Source organism: Achromobacter sp. SD115 (assembly GCF_017355315.1).
In the GTDB taxonomy this organism is placed as follows: Bacteria; Pseudomonadota; Gammaproteobacteria; order Burkholderiales; family Burkholderiaceae_B; genus Achromobacter; species Achromobacter xylosoxidans_B.
Genome location: NZ_JADIJM010000022.1, coordinates 52,861 through 65,685 on the forward strand (window position 1 = coordinate 52,861; position 12,825 = coordinate 65,685).

14 protein-coding genes are annotated in these 12,825 nt (G+C 68.3%); 3 read left to right on the forward strand and 11 right to left on the reverse strand.

Annotated features, from left to right (window positions below; genetic code table 11):
• Positions 1-38: 38 nt before the first annotated feature.
• Together IPU70_RS25555 and IPU70_RS25560 are read right to left on the reverse strand one after the other, a co-directional pair.
• Complete coding sequence (locus tag IPU70_RS25555; protein ID WP_207471713.1) at positions 39-1,004, reverse strand: tripartite tricarboxylate transporter substrate binding protein; 966 nt, start codon at positions 1,002-1,004, stop codon at positions 39-41.
• A gap of 28 nt (positions 1,005-1,032) precedes the next feature.
• A complete protein-coding gene (locus tag IPU70_RS25560; protein ID WP_207471715.1) occupies positions 1,033-3,105 on the reverse strand; it encodes a metallophosphoesterase in 2,073 nt (690 codons plus the stop codon).
• A 108-nt stretch (positions 3,106-3,213) separates the two neighbouring features.
• Between IPU70_RS25560 and IPU70_RS25565 the strand changes: the two genes are divergently transcribed.
• Together IPU70_RS25565 and IPU70_RS25570 are read left to right on the forward strand one after the other, a co-directional pair.
• Positions 3,214-4,029, forward strand: coding sequence for an IclR family transcriptional regulator (locus IPU70_RS25565; RefSeq protein WP_207471716.1), 816 nt, complete (start codon positions 3,214-3,216; stop codon positions 4,027-4,029).
• Positions 4,030-4,097: 68 nt separating this feature from the next.
• Positions 4,098-4,553: a BPTD_2524 family lipoprotein gene (locus IPU70_RS25570; RefSeq protein WP_207471718.1), complete on the forward strand. Its 456-nt coding sequence runs from the start codon at positions 4,098-4,100 to the stop codon at positions 4,551-4,553.
• Between the two features lie 36 nt (positions 4,554-4,589).
• On the opposite strand, the gene IPU70_RS25575 is transcribed toward IPU70_RS25570, so the two are convergent.
• Entirely contained in the window at positions 4,590-5,012 is a 423-nt protein-coding gene (locus IPU70_RS25575; protein ID WP_207471720.1) for a PaaI family thioesterase, read from the reverse strand.
• Between the two features lie 103 nt (positions 5,013-5,115).
• Between IPU70_RS25575 and dinB the strand changes: the two genes are divergently transcribed.
• Entirely contained in the window at positions 5,116-6,195 is a 1,080-nt protein-coding gene (dinB, locus tag IPU70_RS25580) for a DNA polymerase IV (RefSeq protein ID WP_207471728.1), read from the forward strand.
• Between the two features lie 185 nt (positions 6,196-6,380).
• On the opposite strand, the gene IPU70_RS25585 is transcribed toward dinB, so the two are convergent.
• The 8 genes from IPU70_RS25585 to IPU70_RS25620 all read right to left on the reverse strand — a co-directional run bounded on the left by IPU70_RS25585 (position 6,381) and on the right by IPU70_RS25620 (position 12,822).
• Positions 6,381-6,842 carry a GatB/YqeY domain-containing protein gene (locus IPU70_RS25585; RefSeq protein ID WP_207471730.1) on the reverse strand — a complete coding sequence of 154 codons (462 nt, stop codon included), beginning with the start codon at positions 6,840-6,842 and terminating at the stop codon, positions 6,381-6,383.
• Positions 6,843-6,921: 79 nt separating this feature from the next.
• The gene (locus IPU70_RS25590; RefSeq protein ID WP_207471732.1) at positions 6,922-7,362 is read right to left on the reverse strand and encodes an excinuclease; all 441 of its coding nucleotides are present in this window, start codon (positions 7,360-7,362) and stop codon (positions 6,922-6,924) included.
• A gap of 47 nt (positions 7,363-7,409) precedes the next feature.
• Entirely contained in the window at positions 7,410-8,633 is a 1,224-nt protein-coding gene (locus IPU70_RS25595) for a beta-ketoacyl-ACP synthase (RefSeq protein ID WP_207471734.1), read from the reverse strand.
• The gene (gene fabG / locus IPU70_RS25600) at positions 8,633-9,364 is read right to left on the reverse strand and encodes a 3-oxoacyl-ACP reductase FabG (RefSeq protein ID WP_207471736.1); all 732 of its coding nucleotides are present in this window, start codon (positions 9,362-9,364) and stop codon (positions 8,633-8,635) included. Before fabG ends, IPU70_RS25595 begins: the two co-directional genes overlap by 1 nt.
• Complete coding sequence (locus IPU70_RS25605; RefSeq protein ID WP_013392988.1) at positions 9,361-9,816, reverse strand: hotdog family protein; 456 nt, start codon at positions 9,814-9,816, stop codon at positions 9,361-9,363. The genes fabG and IPU70_RS25605 overlap by 4 nt, the downstream gene beginning before the upstream one ends.
• On the reverse strand, positions 9,813-11,012 hold the full coding sequence (locus tag IPU70_RS25610; protein WP_207471737.1) for a beta-ketoacyl-ACP synthase: 1,200 nt from the start codon (positions 11,010-11,012) through the stop codon (positions 9,813-9,815). Before IPU70_RS25610 ends, IPU70_RS25605 begins: the two co-directional genes overlap by 4 nt.
• On the reverse strand, positions 11,009-11,566 hold the full coding sequence (locus IPU70_RS25615; protein ID WP_207471739.1) for a DUF3261 domain-containing protein: 558 nt from the start codon (positions 11,564-11,566) through the stop codon (positions 11,009-11,011). The genes IPU70_RS25610 and IPU70_RS25615 overlap by 4 nt, the downstream gene beginning before the upstream one ends.
• Positions 11,567-11,574: 8 nt before the next feature.
• Positions 11,575-12,822 (reverse strand): NAD(P)/FAD-dependent oxidoreductase, encoded by a 1,248-nt coding sequence (locus IPU70_RS25620; protein WP_207471741.1) that lies wholly within the window; start codon positions 12,820-12,822, stop codon positions 11,575-11,577.
• Between the last annotated feature and the right edge of the window lie 3 nt (positions 12,823-12,825).

The following is a 12,825-nucleotide window of genomic DNA, read 5'->3' on the forward strand; positions in this document are numbered from 1 at the left end:
CGAACCGCCCTCGGGCCCGCGCCGGGTGAGGTCTACGCCTACTGCGGCTCCAGGCCGGTCGCCTTGACGATGGCGCCGTACTTGGCCATTTCGGCGCCGATGTAGGCCTTGAATTCCTGGGGCGGCTTGTAGGCAATGGCCAGTCCCTGGCCTTGCAGCTTTTCCTTCACGTCGGCGGACTGCAATGCCTGGGCCGTGTCCTTGGAGATGCGGTCCACCAGGGCCGGCGGCATGCCGGCGGGGCCGAACAGGCCGAACCAGTTGGAAATGTCGAAGTCGTCCAGGCCCACCTCCTTGGCCGTCGGCGTCGAGGGCAGGACGTCCTGGCGCCGGGGGCCGGCGATGAACAGCGGGTGCAGCTTGCCGGCGCCGATCTGGCCGATGATGGCGGGCGCCGTGGCGAAGAAGATGTCGATCTGGCCGCCCACCAGATCGGCCACGGCCAGGGCCGTGCCGCGATAGGGCACATGAGTCAGGTTCATGCCCGAGCGCACCCGCAGCAGTTCGCCCGCCAGGTGCTGCTGGCCGCCCATGCCGGGCGAACCATAGACCAGCGGCGCCTGCGCGCCCTGGCGCTTCAGGTCGGCGTAGGTGGTGGCGGGCAGCTTGGGGCCGCTGACCAGTACCAGCGGCGCATCCGCGACCAGGGCGATGGGCTGCAGGTCCTTCAAGGGGTCGTAGCGCATCTGCTTATAGACCAGCTTGTTGATCGAGACCTCGGGCGTGTAGGCCAGCAGCAGGGTGTAGCCGTCGGGCGTGGCGCGCGCCACCTGTTCGGCGCCTATCATGCCGCTGGCGCCGGACTTGTTCTCCACGATGACTTGCTGTCCCCAGCTCGCGCTCAGCTTGGCCGCGAGGATGCGGGCGATCACGTCGGTGGCGCCTCCCGGCGTGTAGGCGACGATCAGGCGCACCGGCTTGTCGGGGTAGGGCTGGGCCTGGGCGAACAGCGGCAGGCAGGTGGCGGCCAGCAAGCCCGCGAGTTTGATTGCGTATCGAAACATGGAGTGGCTCCTGTGCAGTTGCGTGAGTTCAGTTGCGCTGGATCAGCAGCAACGCCTGGTCGGGCAGAGGCAGGCGCGCGTACCCGGTCCAATCGTCCCCTGCTTGCAGCACGCGTTGGGCCGTCAGATCGACGACGCGCGTGAATGCGCCGGCCTCGACCTGGCGTTGCAGCGCCGGGCCGCAGCCGTAGGCCAGTTCATAGGTCTGCCCGCCGGACTGGTAGCGGCACAGGCGCAGGCCGGCCTCGCCGTCGATCCGTTCAACCGATCCGTCGCCCGCGGCTTGGCCTGCGAAGACCGCGTTCAATGCCGCCAGCGCCAGTCCGGCCGGCCGCGGGTCGTAGCGGCGGTCGATCAGGCCGTTGCGCGGAAAGTAGCCCCGGTCCACGTCCATGAAGGTGTCGAAGGAGTAGCTGACCGTGTCGGTGGTCCGGGCCGCCAGGAAGGCTTCGGCCACCAGCGCGGCGATGGCGGTGTCGTCGTCGTTCGCCGCCGCCAGGCGGTCGGCCAGCTTGACGCCCACGTTCACGGTCGCGCCCCAGTCCCGCGCCTGGCTGGCCAGTTGCTGATGCGTGGCAATGAGGTCGGCGCCCCAGTCCAGGCGCACGGTGAAACCGTCCAGGTTCTTCTGCGCGAAGTGCGGCAACAGCGCGGTCTGGGCCGTCTCCAGTTCGGAGGCGCGCAGTCCCGTGTTGACGAAATGGCTGTAGTGCTTGCCGTCGAAGTGCTCGTCGTCAGCGCCGGTCCTGATCTTGCAATAGAGCAGGCGGGCGTCGGTGTGTTCGCGCAGGCGCTGCAAGGCCGCGCCCGCGTCCACCAGCGCCTGGGCGTTGAGGTTGATCTCGATGGCCGCGATGGCCACGCCGTGCTGGCGCGCCTGTTGCAGCAATTTGGCGTCCGGCAGGCCCAGCGAGGTCAGCACGAAGCGGTGGCCGACGTCGGACATGAGGCGGGCGCGGCGCAGCGTCTTGTCGTCGCGCAGGTCCTGCACGGGAATCTTGAGGGTGCGTAGCCCCATTTCCCACATGGACATCAGGGGATAGTCGTTGCGCGCCAGCTTGCGGCCGAATTCCTGGACGCCGCCGGTGCAGGGGATCTCGACGATTTCGGCCCAGGGGTGCCGCATCTCGACGGCGATGCCGTCGCAGGCGGCGGTCTTGGTGTGGACCGTGGGCAGGGTGCGCGCCGCCGCCTTGCCGCCATCGGCTTCGCCGCGCATGGCGCCATGCGTGCGGATCAGCTTGGCCACATGACCCTGCTCGTGCACGTCAACGATGAAATAGCCGAATTTCTCGACGTCGCCGCGGCCGAATTCGTCCGCCGGCGGTACGCGGTAGAACTCCGAGAAGTCATGCCGCAGGAAGGCGGTCGACGGCAGCATGTAGATCTCCGCGCGGCCGATGACGTCATACCAGAAGTTGTGGACGTGGCCGGCGAAAACGGCCTCCACGCGCGGATCGGCCAGGCGCGACAGCAGCCAGCCGCGGCCGGGTTCGTCGATGTTGTCGTAGGAGCCGCGCTCGTCCGCATCGTGCAGATAGGGCGGGTAGTGCAGCGACACGAACACGCGGCCGCTGGCGCCTGCCAATTGCTCATCGATCCAGGCGCGTTGCGCGGCATCCGCCGCCAGTCCGGAGTTGAACAGCAGCGAGTTCAGGAACAGGAAGCGCGCGCCGCCATGGTCCACCGCGTAATAGTCCGGCCCGAACACCTGGCGGTACTTGTCCAGGTAGTCGTCGCAGACGATGTCGGCCGGCATCCAGTCGATGCGCTTGTCGCCGACGTCATGGTTGCCGGGGACCAGGTGCAGGGGCATGTCGATTTGCCCGGCGATGGCCTTGAAGCGGTCGGCGGCCTCCTCGAACGAGGGCATGCTCGGCACAGGATGGACGATGTCGCCCAGGTGGATCGTGAAGGCGGGGGCGGGATCAAGGGCGGCAATGTCGGCGAAGACGTGCCGCGCGCGGGCATTGGCCCGGGCGTTGGTGGCAAAGGGCGATGCGCAGGTGTCTTCGGATTCGTTGACATGCGTGTCGGCCACCACGGCAAAGCTGAACAGGCGGGCGCCCAAGGGCTGGCGGGAAAAGCGGGGATTCGTCATCAACTGGCCTTTCAATTTCAATAAATGGAATTCAAGTGTTTATAGTGAACGGAATGTTTGTATTTCGGCTGGCGATATACTGTCAATGCTCCGGAACCCTAGGCCGCCATGCATTCCAAAACCCCGCTCAACTACGAACTCGAATCCCGCGCCTCGCTGGAAGCGCACCCGCGATTTGCCTCTACGCTCTCCAACGGCCTGGACGTGCTCAAGTGCTTTTCCGCGGCCGAGCCGCAGCTGGGCAACAAGGAAATCGCCGAAATGCTCGGGCTGACGCGCCCGACGGTGTCCAGGCTGACGTTCACGCTGGTGGGCCTGGGCTATCTGCGGCGCGACGAACGCACCGGCAAGTACTCGCTGGGTCCGGCCGTGCTGACGCTGGGCTATCCCTTGCTGGTGCACCTGACGCTGCGGCAGCTGGCCGCGCACGACATGATCGAACTGGCGCGCTATGCCAAGGGGCCGGTGTCCATGGCCATCCGCGACCGCCTGCAGGTGGTCTACGTGGAAACGGTGCACGACGGCGCGTCGAACGCCTCGCGCCCGGACATCGGTTCGGCGCGCCCCTTGCTGCGCACCGCCACCGGGCGCGCGCTGCTCTACGCGCAGACGCCGCAAGAGCGCGAGCTCATCTGCGCCCGCCTGGCCGAGGAATTTCCGGAGGACTGGGAGCGTTTCGGGCCGTCATTGCAGCCGGCGTTCGAGGCCATCGATCAGCACGGTTTCTGCGTGGTCAGCAAGGATTGGCGGGCCGAGCTGTGCGGCATCGCCACGCCCATGCGCTATCGATCCAATGACCTGCCGCTGGCCTTCAACGTGACGATTCCGTCCGACAACCTGGACGAAAAACACGTCCATGAAACCCTGGGTCCGCGCCTGCGGACCCTGGTCAAGAACCTGGAGTACCGCATCGGGATCATGTGAACGGGGGCGGCGTTTATCGCGCGCGGCGGATATGCGGGATAATCGCGGGCACTGATCTGGAGATACACATGTACTGGAAACTGGTCGCGGCTTCGGCGTTGGCCCTGGGCCTGGCAGGCTGCTCGATGGGCATTTCGTCCGGCGGTTCGTCGCCGCACAGCGAATTCAAGGCCCCGGTGAGCTTCAAGGATGCCTACGACGCGGCGATCCGGCAGGCCAATGCCTGCCTGCGCAGCACCGACAACGCCTACCGCGTGGTGGACACCCTGAACGAAAGCGCGCAGTCCGGCGTGGTGCAGGTGCTGGCGCCCTACAGCGACAATGAAATGACGCGGGTCGAATTGAAGGCGGCCGGCCCCAAGACCACCGATGTGCGCATCGTGGTGTGGGGCAAGGGCACCTGGGACGCGGCCGCGATGCGCGCGATGCAGGACGCGGTCTATTACAGCCTGGTGTCGTGCAGCAGCTATATGCCGCTGGACCCGCGTCCGCCGGTCAAGCCCTCGCGCGACCTGCCCAACTGACGCGCAGGCGCCGGCGGCTTGCCGCCGCCAGCGCGCTCAGTCGCCGCCAGGACGGCGGCGGATGATCTTGAACGTGGCGGTGGCGCGCGCCACCAATTCGCCGTCGGCGCGCCGGACCTCGCCTTCGCAGAAAGCGATCGAGGCGCCGCGGCGCAGGCAGCGCGCCTCGATCACCAGGTCGCCCGTGCCGGGCGACAGGAACGAGGTGTTCATATCGATGGTGGCCATGCCTTCCGTGCCGTCGGCCGAGCCGCGCGCGGCGGCGCTGAGGGTGAAGTCCAGCACGCTCATCAACGTGCCGCCATGCACGTCGCCGCGGCTGTTGGTCAGGTCGGCGCGCCAGGGCAGCGAGGTGCGGGCGTAGGCCGGCGCGATGCTCTCGGGCACCAGGCCGACGAAATGCATGAAGGGAATGGTCAGGCCGAAGTAGTCGGTTTGGGTGCTGGAGGGTGCAGTCATGGACCGTTGCAGGCGAGAATGGGAAGTCGGTTGTCGCCGGTCATAATATATGTTTTTGCCACGGGGCTTCAGGCGATGAATGGCTCATGGGGGCAGCAGCACCATGAATGAATTACGCAAGATCGTGCACGTGGACATGGACGCGTTCTACGCTTCCGTGGAACAGCGCGATAACCCGGACCTGCGCGGCAAGCCCGTGGTCGTGGCCTGGACCGGGCCGCGCTCGGTGGTGTGCGCCGCGTCCTATGAGGCGCGGCGTTTCGGCATCCATTCGGCCATGTCCGCGGCCCGGGCCGAGCGCCTGTGCCCGCATGCGATCTACGTGCCGCCTGATTTCAACCGCTATCGGGATGTCTCGCGCCAGGTCAGGCAGATATTCGCCCGCCATACCGACCTGATCGAACCCTTGTCGCTGGACGAGGCCTACCTCGACGTCACGGTCAACAAGTTGGGGCTGCCTTCGGCCACCGAGGTCGCCCAGGTCATCCGGCACCAGATCCGCGAGGAAACCGGACTGACGGCCTCGGCCGGCGTCGCGCCCAACAAATTCCTGGCCAAGATCGCGTCCGACTGGAACAAGCCCGATGGGCTGTTCGTGGTCCGGCCCGCCAAGGTGCTGGCCTTCCTGGAGCCCTTGCCGGTGCGCAAGGTGCCGGGCGTGGGCAAGGTGACGCAGGCGCGCCTGGAGCAGCTGGGCATCCAAACGGTGGGCGACCTGGCCACGCACAGCGCCCAGGAACTGGAGCACTATTTCGGCCGCTACGGCCGGCGCCTGTACGAACTCGCGCGCGGCATCGATGAGCGCGAGGTGCAGACCGACCAGCCCTTGCAGCAGGTCTCTTCGGAGACCACGTTTTCGCAGGACATCCGCCTGGACGCGGTGGGCGAGGCCATCGACCGCATGGCGGAACGCGTGTGGGATCAGGCGCTGAAGAAGGGCGCCTTGGGCCGCACCGTGGTGCTCAAGCTGAAGACGGACCGTTTCCGCATCCTGACGCGCAGCCAGACCAGCCCGAGTCCGCCCGGATCGGCGACGGAGCTGGCCGCCGTCGCCCGGCTGCTGTGCGAGCGTGTGGATCTGCCGCCGGAAACACTGTACCGGCTGGCGGGAGTGGGGATGAGCAACTTCGCCGACCCGCAGGAGCAAACGCGCCAGCCCGATCTGTTCGGGGGCGCGTTCTGAGGGGCAGGCGGGGCGGCCGGCTGGCGAGCGTCCGGCGGTAGGGCTGAGCGCGAGCCCGGCGGGGATTCAGGCCCGGCCGGGAGTCAGGTCCGGCCGGGAGTCAGGCCCAGCCGGGAGTCAGGCCCAGCCGGGAGTCAGGCCCAGCCGGGAGTCAGATCTGGCCGGGAGTCAGGTCCGGCCGGGAGTCAGGCCAGGCGGGCCTTCACTTGCTGGGACAGCGCGGTCATGTCGGCGCGGCCGGCCAGGGCCTGCTTCAGCAGCGCCATGACCTTGCCCATGGCGGGCGCGCCGCTCACGCCTTGGGCGGCCACTTCGGCCAGCGCGGCGTCGATGGCGGCCGCGACTTCCTCGGGCGTCGCGGCTTGCGGCAGGAACTCCTGCAGCACGAGCAGTTCGGCCTTTTCCTGTTCGGCGGTTTCGGTGCGGCCGGCCTGTTCGAACGCGGCGATGGACTCGCGGCGCTGCTTGACCTGCTTTTCGATGATGGCCGTGATCTCGGCGTCGTTCAGGTCGCGGCGTTCGTCCACTTCCTTCTGCTTGACGGCCGCCAGCAGGAAGCGCAGCGTGGTCAGGCGTTCGGCGGCCTTGGCGCGCATCGCGTCCTTGACGGCATCGGAGAGGCGGGTCTTGAGCGTAGCAGTGCTCATGGGGTAAACCTTTGTGGTGTTGCGTCAAACAAGCAGTGTAAACCGGCGGCCGGCGATCTGGCAGTGGCCGTGCCGCCCCTTACTTCACCTTGGCCAGGTCGCCGCGCAGGGCGACGCCGGCCACCATGGCGCCGGCATGGCATTCGTAGTCGGTCTTGCTGCTGTATTCGTTCTTGCGGTAGTAACTGACGATATTGGTCACCGCGTTCGCGCCGGCCTTCTTGGCCGCTTCGTGCAGCGCGATGATGGCGGATTGGGCCACCCACAGGCAGGCGTCCTCGTCCTTCTTGGCGAAGGCGTTGGTCTTGCGGTTGGTGATGACGCCCGCTTCCAGCACCGTGCCCTTGGGGCCGGTGCCGGCCAGGTAGAACTTGACGCTGCCGTCGATCTTGCCGGCGGCCTGGGCGGCTTCGACCGCGGCTTGCATCGGCAGATGGACGGTACGGTCCGCGGCGAGGGCCGGTGCGGCGCAGGCGAACGACAGGAACAGGGCGGCGGACAGCTTGTAAGAGACGTTCATGGCAGGCATTCCATTCATATGAGGGGAAAATGCGGCTGATGCGGACATCAGCGCCAGCGGCGGAAAATCAACGACGTGTTGATGCCGCCGAAGGCGAAGTTGTTGTTCATGACATATTCGTTGCTCATGCCGCGGCCTTCGGTCAGGTAGTCGAGTTCGCCGCAGCGCGGGTCGACGTTGCGCAGGTTGAGCGTGGGCGCATACCAGTCGCGATTGAGCATTTCGATGCTGAACCAGGACTCCAGCACGCCGCAGGCGCCCAGGGTGTGGCCCAGATAGCTCTTTTGCGAGCTGATCGGCATGCGGCTGCCGAACAGGCCGTGGGTGGCCTGGGTTTCGGCGATGTCGCCCTGTTCCGTGGCGGTGCCGTGGCCGTTGACGTAGCCGATGGCTTGCGGCGGCAGATTGGCGTCGGCCAGCGCCATTTCCATGGCGATGCGCATGGTGCTGGCCTCGGGCCGCGTGATGTGGGTGCCGTCCGAGTTGCTGCCGAAGCCGACGATTTCCGCGTGGATGCGCGCGCCGCGCGCCAGCGCATGGTCCAGTGATTCCAGCACCAGCATGCCGCCGCCTTCGCCGATCACCAGGCCGTCGCGGTCGCGGTCGTAGGGGCGGGGCGTGAGCTCGGGCGTGTCGTTCTTCTGGCTGGTCGCATAAAGCGCGTCGAACACCAGGGCTTCGCTGGCGCAGAGTTCTTCCGCGCCGCCCGCCAGCATCAGCTCCTGGCGGCCGTAGCGGATGGCCTCGTAGGCATAGCCTATGCCCTGGCTGCCCGAGGTGCAGGCGCTGGACGTCGGAATGATGCGGCCCTTCAGTTCGAAGAAGATGCCGACGTTGGCCGCGGTGGTGTGGGGCATCATGCGGACATAGGAGTTGGCGTTCAGGTCGTCCGTCACCCCATTGAGCAGCATGTTGCCGAAGGCGCGGATTTCCGCCGTGCTGCCCACCGAGGAGCCGCAGGCCACGCCCATGCGGCCGTCGGCGATGCGCGGATCGCCCAGCAGCGCCGCGTCATCCAGCGCCAGCTCGGCCGCCCGCACCGCCAGCTGGGAAACCCGGCCCATGCTGCGCAGCTGCTTGCGGGTCCAGTGCGCGGGCGTCCGGAAGCCGTCGATGGGGCCCGCCAGGCGGGTATTGAGTTCGGCGTAGCGCGACCAGTCGGGCATGACGCGGATCGCGCTGCGGCCCGCCTGGAACGCCTGCTGCACGCTGGCCCAGTCGTTGCCGAGCGCGCTGATGCCGGCCATGCCGGTGATGACGACGCGCTTCATCAGCACAGCCCTCCGTTGACGGCGATGACCTGGCGCGTGATGTAGGCGGCGCCAGGAGACATCAGGAACACGACGGCAGCGGCCACTTCCTCGGGGCGCCCCATGCGCTGCGCCGGCACGGCCTTCAGGATTTCCTCGACCGGCACGTGCTCGTCGATCATGTCGGTGTCGATCAGCCCCGGCGCCACGCAGTTGACGGTGATCTGGCGCTTGGCCAGTTCCACCGCCAGGGCCTTGGCGGCGCCGATCAGCCCGGCCTTGGACGCGCTGTAGTTGACCTGGCCGCGGTTGCCCACCAGGCCGGACACGGACGCCATGCAGACCACGCGGCCTGGTGCGCGGCGGCGGATCATGGGCATGGCGAGCGGGCTGAGCACGTTGTAGAAGCCGTCCAGGTTGGTGCGCAGCACCTGGTCCCAGTCATCGCCGGTCAGGGCGGGAAACGCGCCGTCGCGGGTCAGGCCGGCGTTCAGCACCACGCCGTAATAGGCGCCGTGCGCGTCGATGTCGGCCTGCAGCGCGGCAGCGCATTGCTGGCGGTCGGCCACGTCGAATTGCAGCACGCGCGCCTGGCGTCCGCGCGCCTGGACTTCGGCCTGTACGGCGTGCGCCTGGTCGAGTTGCTGGCGGCAGTGCAGCACCAGGTCGTGGCCGGCGTCGGCCAGGGCCAGCGCGATGGCGCGGCCGATGCCGCGGCTCGAGCCGGTTACGAGGATGGGGGCAGCGCTCATTCGGGTGATTCTTCCTGGATAAAAGCGGTGGGGTCCTTGGGCTGATAGACGTTCAGCCTGGCCTCGGCCAGCAGGCGCGCGTTGTCGCGCAGTTCGCATTCGAAGACGCTCATGCCGCTGGCGTCGACCAGCCCGCGGCGCGCGTGGATGGTCAGGCGGGCGCCGGCGGGCAGCGCGTCGGCATGGCATTCGTAGCGCCGCGTGCCGAGCAGAAAGCCCAGTTTGACGGGCTCTCCGGCCTGGCGCGCCTGGCAGCCGGCCCAGGCGCCCACGGCTTGCGCCATCAGCTCTATGCCGAGCCATGGCGGCAGCGAGCCGTCGGGCAGCGAGTAGGGGCCGGGTTTGATTACGGCGTGCGCGGTGAGGCTGTCGGCGTCATGGCTGCAGACCTCGTCGATCAGGATCATGTCGCCGGCGTGCGGCAGCAGGCTGGAGACGGGCCAGGACGTCATGGCTGCGCTCCCAGGACCAGGCTGGCGTTGTTGCCGCCGAAGGCGAAGGAATTGCTCATGGCCAGGCGCGGCCGGCCTTGCGCGTAGCGGTGTTGCGCGGTGCTGAAATCCAGCGCCGGCAGCGCCGGATCGGCCTGGCCGTCCCAGACGTGGGGCATCAGCAGGCCGCCGGCATTGCCGGCGGACAGGGTGGCCCAGGCCAATGCCGCTTCCAGCGCGCCGGCCGCGCCCAGCGCGTGGCCGGTGAGCGCCTTGGTCGAGGCGCAGGGCACGCCCTGCGGAAAGACGGCATGCATGGCCTGGCTTTCCATGGCGTCGTTGTGCGTGGTGCCGGTCCCGTGCAGATTGACCCAGCCTATGTGGCCCGCGTCCACGCCGGCGGATTGCAGGGCGGCCTGCATGGCTGCCCGCGCGCCGGCGCCGCTGGGCTCGGGTGCGGACATGTGCCAGGCGTCGGAGCTGGCGCCGCCGCCCAGCAGCGCCACGGACCGCTCGTCGGCGGGTTCGCGCTCCATCAGGAACAGGACGCCGGCTTCGCCGATATTGATGCCGCGGCGGTTGGCAGAGAACGGCAGGCACAACGTGTCGTCGATGGCTTCCAGCGTGGCGAAGCCGTTGATGGTCAGGCGGCACAAGGTATCGGCGCCGCCGCAGACCACCGCGTCGCACAGGCCCGAGGCCAGTAGCCGGCGCGCTGACAGCAGGGCGCGGGTGCTGGAGGTGCAGGCCGTGGACAGCGTGTAGGTTGGTCCGGTGAGGCCCAGCCAATCCGCGAAGAAGGCGGCGGGCGACGACAGGGCTTGGCGGCGGTAGTCATAGCTGTCCGGCCACGCGCCCTGCGCCGCCAGTTGGCGGAAAGCGGGCGCGTTGTCATTGACGCCGGAGGTGCTGGTGCCCAGCACGACGGCGACACGGGCGGCGCCATGGCGGGCCACGGCGGCGCGCAATTGCGGTTCGATCTGGAGCGCGGCGGCCAGCAGCAATTGATTGTTGCGGCTGCGATGATGGGCGGGCAGCGTCTCGGGGATGGGCGGCAGCGCGCCTGCATGGCCGCCCAGCATCAGCGTGCGGCCATGAACCCAGTCCGATTGCGGGCGCATGCCCGAAGTGTCGCCGGCGAATGCGGCGCGGGCCACGGCGTCGATGCCGGCGCCCAGCGCGCACACCACGCCGGGCGTACCCAACCAGCTGTTCATGGCTGCTCCTTCAAGGGCGAGATCCGCCAGGTGACCCTGTCGGCGGTGGTGATGGTGAATGTGCCGGCTTGCGCGGCTTGCGGCCAGCGCACGCTCCAGCGCGGGCGGCCGCCTTCCAGCAGCTCGCGTTGGGACGCGCCGCCGTCCTGCCGGCTGGCGCGCCAGTGGCCGGCGCCGTAGGCCGCGTCCAGCTCCGCTTCGGGCGTCCACGCGAAGATCAGGGCGGCGAACAGATCGCGCGCCTGGGCGTTGGGCCGCAGGAAGCCGTCATTGCGCCATTGCCCGTGTTCCAGCATCTGCCGCGCCTGGGGCACGCCCATGGGGTCGAACAGCGACCAGCGCAAGGCGGCGCCTTCGCGCTGCACCACCAGCATGGTGTCCAGGGCGGGTTGGCCGGCGGCGGACTGCACCACGTGCAGCTGCCGCGGCAGCGGGAAGCCCGCCTCGCGCGCCGGCACGGGCGGCGCGCCCGCGCAGCCCGCCAGCAGGGCGAGCGCCAGCGCCGCGCCCAGGGTGCGCGCGGCGGAGAAGAAAGAGGTGCGGGCGGCGGTCATGGCCAGGATCAGGCGGGCAGCGGCTGCGGCTCGGCGCCGCGGCAAAGCTCGCTCAGCATGCGCAGGCGGCGTTGCGGGTTGGCGACGAAGGGGTTGTTCTGGTCCCAGGCGTAGCCGGCCAGGATGGAACTGATCATGCGGCGGATCTCGGGCTGCGCGTTCTCGTAGAAGACCACGTCCTGGAATTCGCCGCTGTACCAGCCCTGGACATAGGCGCGGAAGGTCTCCACGCCCACCATCAGCGGATCGGCGAAGTCGGCCTGCCAGTCGACCTGGTCGCCGCTCAGTTGGCGATGCAGCGCGTCGGCCGCCAGCTTGGATGAACGCAGGGCGATGGTGACGCCGGAGGAAAAGACCGGGTCCAGAAATTCTGCCGCGTTGCCCAGCAGCGCATAGCCGGGGCCGTGCAGTTGCCGCACGCTGGCCGAATAGCCGCCGATGGTATTGGCGGGCGTATCCCAGACAGCGTTCTTCAAGACGCGCTTGAGGTTGGGCGCGGCGTCGGCCATTTCGCGCAGCGTGGCCATCAGGTCCTGGCCGGGGCCGCCGAAGAGGTTTTCGCCGCCGACGACGCCGAACGAGCAGCGGCCGTTGGAGAAGGGGATCAGCCAGTACCAGATGCCGCGTTCTTCCGGGTGCACGCTGATCAGGATCTTCTCGCGGTCGAAGCCGGGATCGTCGATGCGGTCTTCGATATGGGTAAAGATGGCCTTGCGCGGCGGCATCGACGAAGGGCGCTCCAGGTCCAGCAGCCGCGCCAGCACGCGGCCGTAGCCGCTGGCATCGAGCACGAACCGGCTCTTCACCTGGTAGCGCGTGCCGTCGGCGCGGCGCACGTCCAGCAAGGGGCCGTCGCCGCCGAAGTCCGCCGCCGTCACCTCTTGCAGGTAGCGCACCTCCACGCCCTGGCGGGCGGCATCATCCGCCAGCACCTGGTCGAAGTGCGCGCGCTGCACCTGGAACGTGGTGCCGGGACCAGCGCTGAACTTGTCGCGGAAATCGAAGTGGGTATAGCGGTCGCCGCAGGCGAAGGCGGCGCCGTTCTTGACCTGGAAGCCGGCGGCTTGCACCGCCGGCAGCATGCCTGCTTCTTCCACGAATTCCAGGCAATGGGCCAGCAGGCTTTCGCCGATGGAAAAGCGCGGGAACTGCTGGCGTTCCAGCATCAGGACATCATGTCCTTGCCGTTTCAACAGGGCGGCGGCGACCGCGCCCGCGGGGCCCGCACCGATGACTACAACTTCCCGATGTTCCATGCC

Excerpts from the sequence above, each read along its gene's own strand:
- IPU70_RS25555 (WP_207471713.1), bottom strand. The coding sequence starts at position 1,004 with ATGTTTCGATACGCAATCAAACTCGCGGGCTTGCTGGCCGCCACCTGC.
- IPU70_RS25560 (WP_207471715.1), bottom strand. The coding sequence starts at position 3,105 with ATGACGAATCCCCGCTTTTCCCGCCAGCCCTTGGGCGCCCGCCTGTTC.
- IPU70_RS25565 (WP_207471716.1), top strand. The coding sequence starts at position 3,214 with ATGCATTCCAAAACCCCGCTCAACTACGAACTCGAATCCCGCGCCTCG.
- IPU70_RS25570 (WP_207471718.1), top strand. The coding sequence starts at position 4,098 with ATGTACTGGAAACTGGTCGCGGCTTCGGCGTTGGCCCTGGGCCTGGCA.
- IPU70_RS25575 (WP_207471720.1), bottom strand. The coding sequence starts at position 5,012 with ATGACTGCACCCTCCAGCACCCAAACCGACTACTTCGGCCTGACCATT.
- dinB (WP_207471728.1), top strand. The coding sequence starts at position 5,116 with ATGAATGAATTACGCAAGATCGTGCACGTGGACATGGACGCGTTCTAC.
- IPU70_RS25585 (WP_207471730.1), bottom strand. The coding sequence starts at position 6,842 with ATGAGCACTGCTACGCTCAAGACCCGCCTCTCCGATGCCGTCAAGGAC.
- IPU70_RS25590 (WP_207471732.1), bottom strand. The coding sequence starts at position 7,362 with ATGAACGTCTCTTACAAGCTGTCCGCCGCCCTGTTCCTGTCGTTCGCC.
- IPU70_RS25595 (WP_207471734.1), bottom strand. The coding sequence starts at position 8,633 with ATGAAGCGCGTCGTCATCACCGGCATGGCCGGCATCAGCGCGCTCGGC.
- fabG (WP_207471736.1), bottom strand. The coding sequence starts at position 9,364 with ATGAGCGCTGCCCCCATCCTCGTAACCGGCTCGAGCCGCGGCATCGGC.
- IPU70_RS25605 (WP_013392988.1), bottom strand. The coding sequence starts at position 9,816 with ATGACGTCCTGGCCCGTCTCCAGCCTGCTGCCGCACGCCGGCGACATG.
- IPU70_RS25610 (WP_207471737.1), bottom strand. The coding sequence starts at position 11,012 with ATGAACAGCTGGTTGGGTACGCCCGGCGTGGTGTGCGCGCTGGGCGCC.
- IPU70_RS25615 (WP_207471739.1), bottom strand. The coding sequence starts at position 11,566 with ATGACCGCCGCCCGCACCTCTTTCTTCTCCGCCGCGCGCACCCTGGGC.
- IPU70_RS25620 (WP_207471741.1), bottom strand. The coding sequence starts at position 12,822 with ATGGAACATCGGGAAGTTGTAGTCATCGGTGCGGGCCCCGCGGGCGCG.